This is a genomic window from Tropicimonas sp. TH_r6, from assembly GCF_033101155.1.
GTDB lineage: Bacteria > Pseudomonadota > Alphaproteobacteria > Rhodobacterales > Rhodobacteraceae > Tropicimonas.
Window position 1 is genome coordinate 64053 of record NZ_JAWMPX010000016.1, and the last position, 15538, is coordinate 79590.

The 15538-nt window shown below is 62.3% G+C and carries 15 protein-coding genes; 4 read left to right on the forward strand and 11 right to left on the reverse strand.

Features of this window, described 5'->3' with window-relative positions:
• Positions 1-50: 50 nt before the first annotated feature.
• From rsmD to R3X27_RS15670, 8 genes are all read right to left on the reverse strand, one after another.
• Positions 51-614 (reverse strand): 16S rRNA (guanine(966)-N(2))-methyltransferase RsmD, encoded by a 564-nt coding sequence (gene rsmD / locus R3X27_RS15635; RefSeq protein WP_317709807.1) that lies wholly within the window; start codon positions 612-614, stop codon positions 51-53.
• Positions 611-1822 (reverse strand): NAD(P)/FAD-dependent oxidoreductase, encoded by a 1212-nt coding sequence (locus tag R3X27_RS15640; protein ID WP_317709808.1) that lies wholly within the window; start codon positions 1820-1822, stop codon positions 611-613. The genes rsmD and R3X27_RS15640 overlap by 4 nt, the downstream gene beginning before the upstream one ends.
• A gap of 104 nt (positions 1823-1926) precedes the next feature.
• Entirely contained in the window at positions 1927-2214 is a 288-nt protein-coding gene (locus R3X27_RS15645) for a 4a-hydroxytetrahydrobiopterin dehydratase (RefSeq protein ID WP_317709809.1), read from the reverse strand.
• Complete coding sequence (locus R3X27_RS15650; protein WP_317709810.1) at positions 2211-3395, reverse strand: GNAT family N-acetyltransferase; 1185 nt, start codon at positions 3393-3395, stop codon at positions 2211-2213. The genes R3X27_RS15645 and R3X27_RS15650 overlap by 4 nt, the downstream gene beginning before the upstream one ends.
• Positions 3396-3446: 51 nt before the next feature.
• A complete protein-coding gene (locus R3X27_RS15655; RefSeq protein ID WP_317709811.1) occupies positions 3447-4202 on the reverse strand; it encodes a glycerophosphodiester phosphodiesterase family protein in 756 nt (251 codons plus the stop codon).
• Positions 4203-4211: 9 nt separating this feature from the next.
• Positions 4212-4676: a RidA family protein gene (locus R3X27_RS15660; protein WP_317709812.1), complete on the reverse strand. Its 465-nt coding sequence runs from the start codon at positions 4674-4676 to the stop codon at positions 4212-4214.
• A 21-nt stretch (positions 4677-4697) separates the two neighbouring features.
• Positions 4698-6002 (reverse strand): HlyD family type I secretion periplasmic adaptor subunit, encoded by a 1305-nt coding sequence (locus R3X27_RS15665; RefSeq protein ID WP_317709813.1) that lies wholly within the window; start codon positions 6000-6002, stop codon positions 4698-4700.
• Positions 5999-7735: a type I secretion system permease/ATPase gene (locus R3X27_RS15670; RefSeq protein WP_317709814.1), complete on the reverse strand. Its 1737-nt coding sequence runs from the start codon at positions 7733-7735 to the stop codon at positions 5999-6001. Before R3X27_RS15670 ends, R3X27_RS15665 begins: the two co-directional genes overlap by 4 nt.
• 107 nt (positions 7736-7842) lie before the next feature.
• On the opposite strand from R3X27_RS15670, the gene R3X27_RS15675 reads away from it, so the two are divergent.
• On the forward strand, positions 7843-8697 hold the full coding sequence (locus tag R3X27_RS15675; RefSeq protein ID WP_317709815.1) for a VacJ family lipoprotein: 855 nt from the start codon (positions 7843-7845) through the stop codon (positions 8695-8697).
• A complete protein-coding gene (locus R3X27_RS15680) occupies positions 8690-9295 on the forward strand; it encodes a phospholipid-binding protein MlaC (RefSeq protein ID WP_411572501.1) in 606 nt (201 codons plus the stop codon). The genes R3X27_RS15675 and R3X27_RS15680 overlap by 8 nt, the downstream gene beginning before the upstream one ends.
• A gap of 54 nt (positions 9296-9349) precedes the next feature.
• On the opposite strand, the gene R3X27_RS15685 is transcribed toward R3X27_RS15680, so the two are convergent.
• Positions 9350-11662, reverse strand: a complete 2313-nt coding sequence (locus tag R3X27_RS15685) for a transglycosylase domain-containing protein (RefSeq protein WP_317709816.1) — start codon at positions 11660-11662, stop codon at positions 9350-9352.
• 266 nt (positions 11663-11928) lie between these two features.
• Between R3X27_RS15685 and R3X27_RS15690 the strand changes: the two genes are divergently transcribed.
• Positions 11929-12267: a P-II family nitrogen regulator gene (locus tag R3X27_RS15690; RefSeq protein ID WP_317709817.1), complete on the forward strand. Its 339-nt coding sequence runs from the start codon at positions 11929-11931 to the stop codon at positions 12265-12267.
• A gap of 31 nt (positions 12268-12298) precedes the next feature.
• Positions 12299-13651, forward strand: coding sequence for an ammonium transporter (locus R3X27_RS15695; RefSeq protein WP_317709818.1), 1353 nt, complete (start codon positions 12299-12301; stop codon positions 13649-13651).
• 229 nt (positions 13652-13880) lie between these two features.
• On the opposite strand, the gene R3X27_RS15700 is transcribed toward R3X27_RS15695, so the two are convergent.
• Together R3X27_RS15700 and R3X27_RS15705 are read right to left on the reverse strand one after the other, a co-directional pair.
• On the reverse strand, positions 13881-14267 hold the full coding sequence (locus tag R3X27_RS15700; protein ID WP_317709819.1) for a rhodanese-like domain-containing protein: 387 nt from the start codon (positions 14265-14267) through the stop codon (positions 13881-13883).
• Positions 14268-14350: 83 nt separating this feature from the next.
• Positions 14351-15535, reverse strand: coding sequence for an amino acid aminotransferase (locus R3X27_RS15705; RefSeq protein WP_317709820.1), 1185 nt, complete (start codon positions 15533-15535; stop codon positions 14351-14353).
• Positions 15536-15538: the final 3 nt, after the last annotated feature.

Genomic DNA, 15538 nt, shown 5'->3' on the forward strand with positions numbered 1-15538 from the left:
CCGCGGGGGCGCGAGGCAAAAGTGTTGGCGCGGTACGCGCCACCGCCAGGTTATTCATCCAGCGCTTGCAGGATGGTGATATGCGTCTCGCCATATTCCCGGCGGTCCAGCAGCTCGAACCCGTCCGGCGGAAGCTGCGGCGCATTCTCTTCCCAGACGATCATAGTTCCGGGCGCAAACCATCCGCCCTCGACACAGGAGTCTATCGCCCGCTCTCCCATCCCCTTGCCATAAGGCGGGTCAAGAAAGACCAGATCGAACCCCGGACCGCGATTGACACCCATCCGCATCGCATCCCGCCGATAGAGCTTGGTCGTGCCATAGGCGCGCATCTTCTCGATGTTTTCCCGACAGAGGGCCCGCCCCTTCGCGCCGTCGTCAATTAAGGTCACCTGTGCGGCCCCACGCGACAGCGCTTCCAGCCCAAGCGCCCCGGTTCCCGCAAACAGGTCGAGCACCCGCGCGCCTTCGACTGGATCGCCATGGCTATGCGCCAACAGGTTGAACAGGCTCTCCCGCACCCGATCCGAGGTTGGCCGCAGATGCGCCGCCGTATCTCCCTTGCCGACCGAGGCCAATGCCAGTCCCTTGTGTGTCCCGCCGATGATCCTCATGCGCGCAACAATGCCTTCAGGTCGCTTGAGGGATCGGCAAGCATCACCGGATCGGCGTTCTTGCCCGCATCGATCAGCCGTTTGCCGACCATATAGGCCCGTGGCGCGTTCATCGCATCGACCGCAAGCAGTCGCTCGCCAGCAAAATACCAATGCGAGACGGCGCCTTCCTTCTCGTCCGGTCGCACAACCACGCGGTCATACCCCGTGTTCAGCCCGGCAATCTGCAGCTTCACGTCATACTGATCCGACCAGAACCAGATCTTCGGATCATAGGCGACATCCGCGCCCAGCATGTTCAACGCCACCAGTTCCGCCTGATCAATCGCGTTCTGCACGCTCTCCAGCCGGATCCGCTCGCCGTGTCGGGGGAAGGAAGCGCAATCGCCCGCCGACCAGATATGCGGGTCCGATGTTCGTCCCTGCGCATCCACTGCAATACCGTTCTCCAGCGCAAGCCCGGCCGCTTCGGCCAGTTCCGTCGCCGGCGTCACACCCACCCCCACGATCACGAGATCGACCGACAGCTCCGTCCCATCCGTCAGCACCGCACCCGAAACACGCTCGTTACCCGTCAACCGTTCCAGCCCGACGCCTTCGCGCAGATCGACCCCATGAGCTTGATGCAACGCCCGGAAGTAGTCCGACGTCTCCTCCGCCGCGACCCGCTGCAGGATCCGCTCAGCCATCTCGACCAGCGTCACCTCGAGCCCCAGCTTCGAGGCCACGGCAGCCGCTTCCAACCCGATATAGCCGCCACCAACGATCAGTACCCGTTTGCCTGCAACCATCTCCGGCGACAGTCGGTCGATATGATGCAGCCCGCGCACCACATGCACGCCGTCCAGCAGCCCGCCAATCGCCGGTGGCAACCGGCGCGGAACGGCGCCTGTCACCAACGCAAGCTGCTCATATTCCAGCACATCTGTCCCGAGGACGATCCTGCGCGCCGCCGCGTCAATTGCGTCGACCCGGCAATCCGTCCGCAGGGTGATGTTGTTCTCCGCATAGAAGCTCTCGGGCCGCAGGAAGAGCCGTTCCACGGCCATCTCCCCCAGCAAATACCCCTTTGACAGGGGAGGGCGCTGATACGGCGGCGCATGTTCCTCGCCAATCAAGGTCACCTTGCCCTGATAGCCGGACGTCCGCAGCCTGGCAGCCAGCGATGCTCCGGCCTGTCCGGCGCCGACGATTACGATTCCCGGCATCTTCACCTCCTGTGGAGCCCGCGCGGCAGACCCTACAACCGACAGCGCCGAATGCAATCGTCCGTGCGGGTCCGCGCCGCCCTCTTCGGCGCACTCAACATGAGTCAGCCAGCTTCGCGTTCCATCACACTGGCCAATGCCAGATCGCTCTCGCTCAAGCCGCCGGTATCATGGGTTGTCAACCGGACGCGCACGGTTCGGTAGATGTTTTCCCATTCCGGGTGATGATTCATGGATTCAGCCTGCAAGGCGACACGGGTCATCCAGCCGAAAGCTTCGACGAAATCGCGGAACTGGAACTGCTTTTCGAGCGCCGTTCCATCGGCATCCAAGGTCCAGCCGAGCGACAGAAGCGCCGCGACCGCGTTGGGATCAGGTCGGGAATCAGTCAATCATGTTCCTCCTCAATGCGCCGGAAGGGGCCGTAGCTGGTCAGGATTTCCTTTTCCTCATCCACGGCCCGTGCTTCCGCCTCCAGAAACTCCGCGATCGCCCGCGCAAACCCGCGATCGGCCACCCAATGCAGCGAATGCGTGGTCACCGGCAGATAGCCTCGCGCCAGCTTGTGCTCGCCCTGTGCCCCTGCCTCGACCGCTTTCAGACCATGGGCAATCGCGTAGTCGATGGCCTGATAGTAGCACGCTTCGAAATGCAGGCAGGCATGCTGTTCGAGTGCTCCCCAATAGCGGCCATAAAGCGTTTCCCTGCCAATGAAATTCAGCGCCCCGGCGATGTTGCGGCCGTCCCGTTCAGCGAGCACGAGCAGGACATCGTCGCGCATAGTCTCGTGCAGGATGTCGAAAAAGGCGCGGGTGAGATAGGGGCTGCCCCACTTTCGGCTGCCGGTATCCTGATAGAAACGCCAGAAATCGTCCCAATGCTCCGGCCCGATCTCGTCGCCGGTCAGCGTCCTGATCCGCCCACCAAAACCCTGCGCAACCCGCCTTTCCTTTCGAATCGTCTTGCGCTTGCGCGAGGACAACGCCGCAAGGAAGCCATCGAAATTCTCGTATCCGGCATTTTCCCAGTGAAACTGTTGATGCACGCGATGCATCAGGCCCATCTGCCGCCCCGCCTCCGCTTCGGCCTCGGTGCAGAACGTGACATGGAGCGAAGACAGTGCATTCTGTGTTGCCAACTGCACCGCCCCCTGCACCAGCGCCGACAGCCCGACCGTTTCGCAATCCGGCTTCACCAGGAAGCGCCGACCGGTGACGGGCGTGAAAGGCACGGCCATCTGCAACTTCGGGTAATAATCCCCACCGGCATTCTCATATGCATGTGCCCAGGAGTGATCGAAAACATACTCACCCTGGCTGTGGCTCTTCGCATAGAGCGGCGCGCAGCCGACAAGCTCACCGTCCAGTTTCGCCACAAGGTAGGAGGGCTGCCAACCACTTCCGGGGCCAACCGACCCGCTCTGTTCGAGGGCATCGAGAAACCGGTGGGTCGTGAAGGGGTCGATGGGCCGAAACCCGTCGGACGTTTCCGGGCAGGCACAGCTGTCCCAGTCGGCGGCCGGGATGGCGCCGATGCTGGGGAGAAGCTGAACGTCGATAGAGGTCTCGGTCATGGGGTCCTGCTTTATCGCGATGCCACAGACTTGACCCTCCGCACGCCGGGATCAAGTCGGCGCGTACCCCTCGAAGGTCACGTTGTCGGCAATCTTGCGCGCCTCGATCTCGGCATCGGCCGAACGGATCGTCCAGCACAATACCGGCAGAGATCCCGCCTTGAGCTCCGCCACACGCGGCGAGTCCAGATCGCGCGCGTCGTGGCTGATGAAGCAGGCGCCCGCCGCCACGAGATCGGGAATCCCGGCAAGACGCTCGCGGGTTGACTGCGGAACCGTCGGCCAGCGACGCGCGTCGAACCCGCAAGTTGTCAACCCGCGCGGCACGTCCGGAGCAAGCGCTCCGAGTGCAATCATTGAATGCGGGTTGAAGGACATGAAAGCAATCGGCCCTTCATACCCCTGGCTTGCCGCAACAACCTCGCGCTCCAATATGCCGACATTCGGGCCGAGAGCACCGTCCTGATCCTTGATTTCCACAAGGAGCGGAACCTGCCCCGACACGATGTCGAGGATTTCGGGGAAGCTCGGAATACCGCCCGAACCGCCTGTCAGCTGGATCTTCGCCAATTCGGCGGCATTGCGCTGTCGGATCGCTCCGACCTCTCCCGTCAACCGTTCGAGGGCATAGTCGTGAAAGACCATCGCCTTGCCATCGGCCGAGAGTTGAAGGTCGATCTCGATCCCGAAACCGCCGGCTATCGCGGCCTCCACGGCCGCGCGGGAGTTTTCGGGACGCCCCGCGCTCAGGTCATGGAGCGCGCGATGGGCGATCGGGCAAGTGAGGAAGTCCGGATGTAAAATCATGGTGTATGGTCAGGCGATCTGGAAGATACCTTCGATCTCGACCGCAACGCCCAAGGGCAGCGCGGCCGCAGAGACTGCGGAGCGGGCGTGGCGGCCGGCGTCTCCAAGCGCTTCGACGAGAAAGTCCGATGCCCCGTTGATGACCTTCGGCTGATCGGCAAAATCGGCAGTGGAGTTCACGAAACCGGTGAGCTTGACAACGCGGACCAACCGATCGAGATCGCCGTTGCAGGCCGCCTTGCATTGGGCGAGCAATGCGACGGCACAGCTCTTGGCCGCCGCTGCGCCGGCCTCGACATCCATCGACTCGCCGAGTTTTCCAAGGATCAGGCCGTCCGGCCCGGTGCAGATCTGTCCCGAGACGTAAACCAGGTCACCGACCGTGACGAAGGGGACGTAGTTCGCCGCCGGGGCAGGTGCGTCGGGCAGGGTCACGCCGAGTTCGGCGAGGCGGGTTTCGATTGTGCCGGACATGGCAAACTCCTCTGGGCGGCCTCAGATTTCGCGAAAGGCCTTGTTGAAGTAATCCGTGAACGGCTTGAGCAGGTAGGCCAGCGGCGTCCGTTCACCCGTCCGGATATAGGCTTCAACAGGCATGCCGGGAAGAACTTCCTTTCCTGATCCCAGAGATTCGACTTCGCCCTCATCGAGGGCTATCTCGGCACGGTAATAGGTCAGGGCTGTGCGCTCGTCTGTGAAGGCATCGGCCGAAACCTTGGAGACATGACCCAGCAATTCCGGCGTGGTCCGCGAATCGAAGACCGGGAAGCGCAGGATAACCTCCTGACCGGTATGAATCTGGTCCACATGGATCGGTTCGATCTTCGTTGCGATAACAAGCGGACGGTCCTGCGGCACGATATAGGCCACCGGTTCGGCGGCTCTGACCACCGAACGTGGTGTATTGACGGACATGCCGTAGACAATGCCAGAAGTCGGTGCGGTGATGTCTTGCCGGGCCAATTGCTCCCGCAGCGATAATCGTTCCTCAACAAGCTCGATCAACTTGTGTTGTTGATCCCTCAACTCCCGGATCGCCTCTTCACGGCGGGCGGAACTCAGTTTCTGGATTTCGATATCGATCTCTGTACGCCGGCCCAGCGTCTCCGCGCGAGAAGCCGCGAGCTCGCCGAGCGCGCCGGAGAGCTGCGCGCGTTCTCGTTGAAGCGAAAGCACGCGCGACGCCTGCGCAAGCCCCTTGTCGAGCAGCTTCTGTTGATCTTCCAGTTCCTTGTCGATCAGGGAAAGCTGCTCCCGATAAGCACGACCCTGAGCATCGATTCCTTCGATCTGACTGCCAATTTGCTCGCTTCTGCGTGCCAGTTGCTCGGACGCGTTGAAAAGCGACCGCAGCCGCGCGTCAAAGAGCCGTCGTTGTCCTTCCACGAGATCGGCAACCTCCGCGCGCGCCTCGGCGGTGGCAAGAAGATCGACTGGAAACGTCACCCGATCCGCAGAATCCCGTTCGGCGCGCAATCGGCCCACCCGGGCGTGAACCTCGTGGAGTTGGCTCTCCACAATCGCCAGTTCCGTTCGGAGCGCAGAGGAATCGAGCACGACGAGCCTTTGGCCAGCCAAAACGCTGTCCCCTTCCTCAACGAGGACCTGGTCGACAATTCCACCTTCAAGATGCTGCACGACCTGACGGTTCTGGTCGACCTCGACTTGTCCCGTAGACACGATTGCCCCGGAGATCCGGGTCATCGCGGCCCAGCTGCCGATGCCGAATACCAGCAGAAACAGCGCGATCCCGCCAAGACAGAGGGGGACGCGAGCAGATGGCAAGGATGGCGTCGTCATTGCACGCCTCCCAACCGTTTCGAGTTCTTGATCTGGCTTGCGTTCTGCACCGTCTCCTTGAGCACATCGTCGCGCGGGCCGAAGGCACGCCGGACGCCGCCATCCAGGACAAGGAGAAGGTCACATTCCTGAATTGCCGCAGGACGGTGCGCCATGATGATGACGGAGCGGTCCCCGGCCTTGATCTGCCGGATCGCGTGGTTGAGCGCCTCGGAACCTTCATTGTCGAGATTGGAATTGGGCTCATCGAGCACGAGAAACTGAGGGTCGCCATAGAGAGCACGGGCCAGGCCGATACGCTGGATCTGCCCTCCGGACAGCCGGTTGGCCGCGGCCTTGATCTGGGTATCGTAGCCGTCAGGCAGGCGAAGGATCATCGCGTGCGCATCGGCCTTGCGCGCTGCCTCTACGATCTGGCGCGGATCCGGCATGGGCGACAACCGGGCGATATTCTCGCCAATCGTGCCGTCAAACAGGCGAATTCGCTGCGGCAAGTAGCCGATATGCTCGCCCAAAACATCCGGGTCGTATTGATCGAGCGCGGCATCGTCGAGGCGAATCTTGCCGCCTGCACACGGCCACACGCCGGTAATGGCACGAGCGAGTGTCGTCTTTCCGGAGCCTGAGGGACCGATAACGCCCATCGCCTTTCCGGGCGGCAACAGGAAGCTGACCATGCGCAGGGAAGACTGTGTCTCACCGGGCGGAACAACCGTTACCTGAATCCCTTCCAGCCGCGCGGCAGGCTTGGGCAGGGGGGTGTGCTGGAGCTCCGGCGGTACCGCGCCGAGCAGTTCCGAGAGGTTCCTCCATCCTCGCGTGAAGCGTTGGATCAACTCCCATTGACCGATTGCCAGTTCGACCGGGGCCAGCGATCGGCCGAGCAGGATGGATCCCGCGATCATTGCACCAGCCGACAGTTCGGCCTGCAAAACAAGATACGCCCCCAGGCCCAGCATTGCCGACTGCAGAAAGAGACGAAGCGCCTTGGTCGCAGAGGTAAAGCCGCCCGCCCGGTCTCCGGCTTCGAGCGTGGCCCGCAAAGCCGCCCCGCGCGCTGTTTGCCAGCGTTCGAATGTCGCGCCGCGCATGCCGAGCGCTTCAATAGACTCGGCCTCGTCGCGCATCTGGTCCGACATCCGATCCGCGACCTGGTTGAGCTGCGTGGCCTCCTGAGTTGGTTGCCGGGTGCGCCATTGATTGAGAAGGGTTACACCGATCAGGATGACTCCGCCTGAAAGTGCGAGAATTCCGAGCCATGGATGAAAGATGAAAATCGCGAAGAGAAATAGCGGCGTCCAGGGAAGGTCGAACATCGCCAGCAAGGCGGGCGATCCATAAAACCTCTGAACGACCTCTAGGTCCCGAAGCCCAGAGGAAGCCGATGCCCGCCCCGGCGCTCCGGTCTCGCTGCGCAGCACGGCGGAAAAAACACGCCTGTCCATGAGGGACTGAAACCGCGCGCCAACCCGCGCCATGACCCTCCCGCGCGCGTAGTCGAGGATCCCCATGAGCAAGTAAAGAAAGGCAACAAGCCCGGTCAGCGCGACCAACGTCTCCTCCGACCGCGAACTCAGCACACGGTCATAGACCTGCAACATGTAGAGCGGACCCGTCAGGACCAGCAGGTTGACGAAGATCGAAAACACGAAGGCCGATAGCAACAAGCCACGGTTTGCCGCCTTCGCGGCGAGGAGTTCGCTCTGATCCGTCTTCAGCCTGACTTCACGCATATTTGCCGCTCTCCCGACTTACGCCCGGTTGTCTATGCTTGCGAGCACCGCTAGGTTCGCCTCCGTTTGGGGCCGAATGGGTCGCCTGCCGGTCTGGAAGGCAAATTATGATAGATGTACTGACAAATCGTTTGCCCCGAGGGGAGAAGCTTGTTTCGCTGTCTGGCGCGTTGGCCTTGACGCTTGGCCTGGTCTCCTGCGGTCCCGCCAACATCCCGTCCGACATCAATGACCCGAACGAAATCGCCAATCGCCGGACCCATGAGTTCAACAAGTCCCTCGACCGCGCGCTCGGCGGCGGCAGCGACTCGCAAACTTCGGCGATGGATGATTCCGAGGCGCTGGATGGTGACGAAGACGCACTCTCGGCTGCGCCCGTCGAACTGGACGCGGCGGCTGGCGAGGTAAGCCCACTACTTATCGCGGTCGCCAATTTTGGCACCAATCTCGATACGCCGCGCAAGATCGTGAACAGCCTCCTGCAGGTTCGCCCCGGCGATGCCGCCCACAACACCCTGCGTTTCGGTATCAATTCGACCATCGGCGTCTTCGGCATCATGGATGTCGCTCGCGCCGCAGGTCTGCCGGAGGTGGACACGGATTTCGGCGAAACGCTGCATGTCTGGGGGGTGCCGGAAGGTCATTACCAGGAGTTGCCGATCGTCGGCCCGTCAACGCAGCGCGACACGGCCGGGCGCACGGTCGACTTCGTCATGAACCCGCTCTGGTATGTCTTCCCCTGGCCACAGAATCTCGTTGCAAACGGCTTCACCTGGGCAGAAGAGGCGACGGATCGGATTCGCTATGGGGAAACCGTCAATTCGATCCTATATGAGTCCGAAGACAGCTACGCGCAGTCCCGGCTGATCTATTTGCAAAACCGGCGTTTCGAGATGAGCCGCGGGGATTTGGCCGAAAATGATGAAAGTCTTGACCTTTTCGAGGAGTTTTACGGTGACTGACCTTACCAGACGATCCTTCGCACGGACCGCCACGCTGGGTCTGGCGGCGGCGATTCTCATTCCCGGCATGTCCGTGGCCTCGACGCCAGCTTCGGCAACGCAGCTGGTCGAGAAGCTGGTTGCCGAGATCAATAGGGTGATTGCCTCAGGCAAGTCCGAGAAAGCGATGTACCGCGATTTCGAGAAGATCTTCGTCCGGTATGCCGACGTGCCGACCATCGCCCTCGTATCGCTTGGAGCGGATGGACGCCGCGCGACAGATGCCCAGAAGCGAGCCTATGTCAGCGCCTACCAGGGCTACATCTCGCGGAAATACGGCAAGCGCTTCCGTGAGTTCATCGGCGGGCGGCTCGAAGTGAAGGGCGCCAAGAAGGTGAAGAAATACATCGAGGTGAAGACCACAGCCTTCCTCAAGGGCGAAGATCCGTTCGAGGTGTCCTTCGTGGTGACGGATCGCTCGGGCACGGAGAAGTTCATCAATATGTATATCGAAGGCGTGAACATGGTGCTGACCGAGAAGACCGAGATCGGCACGATGCTCGACCGCCGCAAGGGCAATATCGACCAGCTTATTGCCGACCTGAAGAAAGCGAGCTGACGCTCAACCGTGCATGTGCAGGATGACAGGGGCGGGCGATGATCGCCCGCCTTTTCAGTTCCGCCGGCCGAATATGTTTCCAACCTCTTTCAGAAGACGCTCGGCGACCGAGTCGCTCTTCCGCGGTTGGGCCTGCTGCGCCGGCGCGTGAGGCGTGGAGCTTGCCGTGGTTGAACTGCCGGGGCTGCGCGGGGCGGCCGTGGGTTGAGGTTGGTCCATCGGCAGCGGCTGGATCGGTTTTCCTTCGTGGATGCGCAGCATTGCCTCATGCCAGATTTCGGCCGGCAAGCCGCCGCCCGTCACCCCGCTCAGCGGCGTGTTGTCGTCATAGCCCATCCAGACCCCGGCCACATAATCCGCAGTGAAGCCGATGAACCATGCATCGCGCGCCGCTTGTGTCGTGCCCGTCTTGCCGGCGGCAGGGCGTTCACCCAGCTTCGCCCGCTGGCCTGTGCCCGCCTCGACAACGCGGCTCATCATGTAGACGAGATTGCGCGCGGCTTGCTCGGTAATGACCCGCTCGCCAATGCCGCCTTTTTCCATACCGTCCTCGCCGCTCTCATCGCCGCCCTGAAGGTCGAGGTCGACCGGGCCATACGCCGTCTCCAGCTGAAGCTCGACGATGCCGTATGGGGTCACCGAACTGCCGCCATTCAGAATGCCAGCATAGGCGCCCGACATCTCCAGCAGTGTCGATTCCGAGACGCCGAGCGCCAGAGCCGGCCCGACGGCCAACTCGTTGTCGATGCCAAAATCACTGGCGACCTTGCGCACATTGTCCCGACCGACGAATTCGGAAATCTTGACCGCAGGGATGTTGAGGCTGCTCGCCAGCGCCTCGGTCAGCGTTACCTTGCCCTTGAATTCCCGGCTGTAATTCTTCGGGCAGTAATCCGACTGTCCGGGAATCGCGACGCAATAGGGCTCGTCGGTCACGCGGTCGAGCGGACCGTAGCCGAGATCCATCGCCGCTGCATAGACGAAGGGCTTGAAGGAGGAGCCGGTCTGCCGCTTGGCCATGGTCGCGCGGTTGAAGGCGCCGGAGACCCGCGTCTCCCGCCCGCCAACCATCGCGCGCACCGCCCCGTCCGCCGACATCACGACAATTGCCGCCTGAGCTTCGGACCCCTCCTTCACCTTCTCCTGGAAGATGAACTGGACGGCTTCCTCGGCGGAGCGCTGGATGCTCTGGTCGAGCGTGGTACGCAGAAGCATGGCCTCAGTCGTCTTGCGGGAGAACAGCTTCGGATGAGAATCCATCACCCAATCTGCGAAATACCCTCCCGTCTGTGCCTGTGCGGCCTCGGAGAGAACCGCAGGATTGGCCCAGGCCGCGTCGCGTTCGGCTTCGGTCAGATAATCCTGATCATACATCAGCCGCACGACCGTATCGGCCCGATCCTGCGAGCGTTTCAGGTTGTTGGTCGGCGCGTAACGCGTCGGGGCCGGCAACAGCCCTGCGAGCATCGCCGCCTGCGCCGGGTCGAGATTGCGGGCGGGAATGCCGAAATAGCGCTGCGCGGCTGCCTCGAACCCGCGCGCCGAGGCGCCGAGATAGGCGCGATTGAAATAGATCACCAGGATCTCGTCCTTGGAGTACTTCACCTCCATCGCAAGGGAGTAGATCGCTTCCTTGAGCTTGCGGCCAATGGTTCCACGCCGGCAATCGGCCTCGTATTGTGCCTCGGTCTGGCCGGTGCTCGGATCATACGGAACGCCAAGGCAAAGCAGCTTGGCGGTCTGCTGGGTGAGCGTCGAGCCGCCATGGCCGGATAGTGCCGAGCGGCCTTCGCTGAGATTGATCCGAATGGCGGAGGCGACACCGCGCGGTGAGACGCCGAGATGCCAGTAGAACCGCTTGTCCTCCGCGGCAACGACCGCGTTCTTCAGATATGGCGACACCTGGTCGATGCTGGTGATCGAGTCGAACTGCTCGCCGCGCCAGGCAAAGACCTCGCCATTGCGATCCATCATCGTGACCGAGCCGCGCGTCCGCCCATCGGTCTGTTCGATGAAGGGGGGGAGCTGGGAATAGAAATAGAAGACCGCCCCGGCCAGAATCAGTCCCATCACCACGGATGTACGCCAGACGACGGACCAGATCAGTCGCATCACGAAGCCGATCGCCCCGCGAATCCAGCCGATGGGACCGCGCCGCTGGGGCGTCCGCCGCGTCTTGCGCGCCGTCTTCTTCGGTTTGGCCTTGCTACGGGTCGCCTTTGTCGCCGCCGGCTTCGAAGCCTTCTTGGCTGCCGTTTTTTTGGGCGCCGATTTCGACGACGCTGCGCCAGTGGCTTTCTTGCCACCGCCCGATGTGTATCGCTTGTCAGCCCGTAGAATCGGGCGTTTTCCGCCTGTGGAGCTCATGAGGCGCCTCGTCTTCGAACTGCTCTTGTTTTGCGCTTGATAGCGCGAAACCTGTCGGATTGGGAGAGCCTAGGTCGCAGGTTGGCATTCATTGACTGATTAAAAATCAGGCAAGATGGTCAATATGTGCAAAAATTGTGCATCACGCACGGATTCTGCCCTGCGTCATACCCTGCTGTTTCTTGAACATCGGCCCATCCATCGGCTGTGTGGCCCCATCACCACCGCCGGGGTCCTCCTCCCGGCCAATCGGAAGGGGAGCAAAGTTGAAACTGATAATTGCAGCAATCAAGCCGTTCAAGCTCGAGGAGGTGCGCGAAGCGCTCACCGCAATCGGCGTGCGTGGCATGATGGTCACCGAGATCAAGGGCTTCGGCTCGCAATCGGGCCATACCGAGATCTATCGCGGCGCGGAATACGCCGTGAACTTCGTGCCGAAGATCAAGCTTGAGATCGTCGTCGGCGCAGAGATGGCCGACCAGGTTGTCGAGACCATCCAGAAGACCGCGAAGACCGACAAGATCGGCGACGGCAAGATCTTCGTTCTCGACGTGAACCAGGCCGTCCGTGTCCGCACCGGTGAAACCGATAGCGACGCGCTCTGAGCCCAAGGCCAAACAGGGAAAACAAGACGATATGAAACTGAAGACATTCCTCCCCATCCTTGCCGCAGCCGCCGCGCTGCCGGGCATGGTGCTTGCCCAGGACGCCGCGCCTGTGGCGGGTATCGATGCGTCCACGGACAGCATCTTTATTCTCAACTCGCTGCTGTTCCTCGTGGGCGGTTTCCTGGTGTTCTGGATGGCTGCTGGCTTCGCGATGCTCGAAGCCGGCCTTGTCCGCTCCAAGAACGTCACGATGCAGCTGACCAAGAACGTCGCGCTCTTCTCGCTGGCCGCGATCTTCTACTACCTGATCGGCTACAACCTGATGTACCCGCTGGGCAACTGGATGATGGGCACCGACGAGACCGGTGGCTATCTCGGCGCCTTCGGCCCAGCCATCCTCGAAGCTGTCGGCATCAGCCGTGAAGCTGCCGACGATTACGGCTATGCCTCTACCGGCTCCGACTTCTTCTTCCAGCTGATGTTCTGCGCCACCACCGCCTCGATCGTTTCCGGCACGCTGGCCGAGCGCATCAAGCTCTGGCCCTTCCTGATCTTCACGATCGTGCTGGTTGCCATCATCTACCCGATCCAGGCCTCCTGGAAATGGGGCGGCGGCTTCCTCGACAGCCAGTACGGCTTCCTCGACTTCGCCGGCTCGACCGTCGTGCACTCGGTCGGTGGCTGGGCTGCCCTCGCCGGCGCCATCCTGCTTGGCCCGAGGATCGGCAAGTACAAGGACGGCCGCGTCCATCCGTACCCCGGTTCGAACCTGGCCCTGGCCACGCTCGGCACGTTCATCCTGTGGCTCGGCTGGTTCGGTTTCAATGGCGGCTCGCAGCTTGCCATGGGCACCGTGGGTGACGTCGCCGATGTGTCCCGCATCTTCGCCAACACCAACACGGCCGCTGCCGGTGGTGCGATCGCCGCGCTTATCCTGACCCAGATCATGTATGGCAAGGTTGACCTCACGATGGTCCTGAACGGCGCCCTCGCTGGCCTCGTCTCCATCACCGCCGAACCACTGACGCCCTCCCTTGGCGGCGCGACCCTCATCGGTGCTGTCGGTGGCGTGATCGTGGTCTTCGCGGTCCCGATGCTCGACAAGCTGAAGATCGACGATGTGGTCGGCGCCATCCCGGTGCACCTCTGCGCCGGTATCTGGGGCACGCTCGCCGTGCTGCTGACCAACGATGACGCGACCTTCATGGGGCAGCTGATCCCGATCATCATCGTCGGTGTCTTCGTCTTCTCTGTCAGCTTCGTGCTCTGGTTCATCCTGAAGGCCACCATGGGCATCCGGGTTGACGCGGAAGCCGAGATCAACGGTCTCGACGTCCACGAGCTTGGCATCGAAGCCTACCCCGAGTTCCACAAAGGCTGACCTCCCTTCCTGTCAGTCAAGACTGGCCCCGGATGCACCTGCATCCGGGGCCTTTTTGCTTCGATTTCCTGTAAATTTTGATGTGTGGTTCTGCGGGTAGAGTTGCCGTTTGCCGCGGTCGCGCAGAAAAAACCGCGAGCCGTGCCATTCAACGCACAGACCCAACGTTGGCTACCGGCTCAATGCGAGCATGCTGGCAGCGGCGCCGTCCACTCCTGAAGAGTCTTGCTCAGCCGTCCTTGCCCGGAACACGGATCGCGTTGCCCGTGGCCATTTCGGTGCCCATATAGGCTTGCCCTTCAGCCTTCCAGGCCCCGAAGCCGCCTGCCATATGCGCGACTGGAGCGAAGCCGGCGGCCAGGGCGGCGCGGGCGACCTTTTCGGAGCGGAGGCCCGAGCCGCAATGGAAGACGATCCGCTTGCCTTGCTGCGAGGGCAGCCGTTCAGCTTCGAAGAAATGCATCGGCAACAGCATCGCGCCGCGGATATGCTCGAAAGCATATTCCTGGATCGTGCGCACATCGACGATTGCGACCTCTCCGGCGCGGAAAGCCGTCGCGACCTCCTCGACCGTCCAGGTTTCCAGATCTCCATTCGGGGTGGTTTCGACGTCCATGTTTCTCTCCTGATCTCTTTTCGCCTGCAGGATTGGCCCCGGCTTGCCGCGTGGTCAATAATAACCTGTGCGTCAAATATGCCTTATCCAAGAATGGTCGCGATGGCGCGCGCCGCAGGGATCACAGTGTCCGGAACCAGCCCGGCCATGTTGATCCGCCCATCCCCGATCATATAGACAGCATGCGTCTGGCGCAGCGCGTCAACCTGCTCGGGCGACGCCGGCAGGCGCGAGAACATGCCATGATGACGGAGCAGGAAATCGAAGTTCTCACATCCGGTTTCGATCCTCAGCGCCTCTGCCAACGCCTCGCGCATCCCACGGACTCGCCCGCGCATGCCCGCAAGCTCTTCCTCCCAGAGGCTCCGTAGCCCGGCGTCGCCGAGGATCTCCGTCACCACCCGGGCGCCGTGATCGGGCGGAAAGGCATAGGCCTGTCGGTTGAGCCAGGCCAGCGTGTCCTGAACGGGCATCGCGAAAGACGGGGTTTCCGTCATCGCCAGAAGGACGCCGACCCGGTCGCGATAGAGGCCGAAATTCTTCGAGGCGGAAATGGTCAGCAGCAGCTCCGGCACGGCTGCCGCCAGTCGGCGCAGTCCGGCCACGTCCTCTTCCAGCCCGAGACCGAAGCCCTGATAGGCGAGATCCACCATCGGCACCGCGCCCCTCTTCAGCAGCACCTTTGCAATCGCGTCCCAATCTTCGGCTGCGAGATCGGCGCCGGTCGGGTTGTGGCAACAGCCATGCAGCAGCACGACATCGCCGGCGCTCACCTGCGAAAGATCCTCCAGCATACCCTCGCGGTCCAGCCCGCCTGTCTCCGCATCATAGTAGCGATAGGAGCGCCATGGGATTTCCAGCGTGTCGAGAATCGCTTCGTGGTTCGGCCAGGTCGGTGCGGAGCAATGGACCACCGCATCGGGCCGCACGATTCGAATCAGCTCGAAGGCCTGCCGCACTGCGCCCGTCCCACCGGGCGTGGCCAGCCCGGCAACACGCCCCGGATCAACAGCGCCGCCAAGCGCGAGTTCGCGCATCGCACCGTGGAAAGCAGGATCGCCTGCCAGCGCGACATATCCCTTCGTCTCCTGGCTCTCCAGCAGCCGCGCCTCGGCCTGTTTCACCGCCGCAAGCACAGGCGTCCGCCCCTCCGGGGTGCGATAGACGCCGACGCCGAGGTCGATCTTTCCGGGGCGGGGATCCTCCGCGAACATCTTCATCACCCGGAGAATCTTGTCGGCTTCCGGTGCCTGGTGGTTTTCGAACATGGG

Coding starts and splice junctions, on each gene's coding strand:
- R3X27_RS15650 (WP_317709810.1), bottom strand. CDS start 3,395: ATGACCGAGACCTCTATCGACGTTCAGCTTCTCCCCAGCATCGGCGCC.
- R3X27_RS15660 (WP_317709812.1), bottom strand. CDS start 4,676: ATGTCCGGCACAATCGAAACCCGCCTCGCCGAACTCGGCGTGACCCTG.
- R3X27_RS15705 (WP_317709820.1), bottom strand. CDS start 15,535: ATGTTCGAAAACCACCAGGCACCGGAAGCCGACAAGATTCTCCGGGTG.
- R3X27_RS15700 (WP_317709819.1), bottom strand. CDS start 14,267: ATGGACGTCGAAACCACCCCGAATGGAGATCTGGAAACCTGGACGGTC.
- R3X27_RS15640 (WP_317709808.1), bottom strand. CDS start 1,822: ATGCCGGGAATCGTAATCGTCGGCGCCGGACAGGCCGGAGCATCGCTG.
- R3X27_RS15655 (WP_317709811.1), bottom strand. CDS start 4,202: ATGATTTTACATCCGGACTTCCTCACTTGCCCGATCGCCCATCGCGCG.
- R3X27_RS15665 (WP_317709813.1), bottom strand. CDS start 6,002: ATGACGACGCCATCCTTGCCATCTGCTCGCGTCCCCCTCTGTCTTGGC.
- rsmD (WP_317709807.1), bottom strand. CDS start 614: ATGAGGATCATCGGCGGGACACACAAGGGACTGGCATTGGCCTCGGTC.
- R3X27_RS15695 (WP_317709818.1), top strand. CDS start 12,299: ATGAAACTGAAGACATTCCTCCCCATCCTTGCCGCAGCCGCCGCGCTG.
- R3X27_RS15675 (WP_317709815.1), top strand. CDS start 7,843: ATGATAGATGTACTGACAAATCGTTTGCCCCGAGGGGAGAAGCTTGTT.
- R3X27_RS15685 (WP_317709816.1), bottom strand. CDS start 11,662: ATGAGCTCCACAGGCGGAAAACGCCCGATTCTACGGGCTGACAAGCGA.
- R3X27_RS15670 (WP_317709814.1), bottom strand. CDS start 7,735: ATGCGTGAAGTCAGGCTGAAGACGGATCAGAGCGAACTCCTCGCCGCG.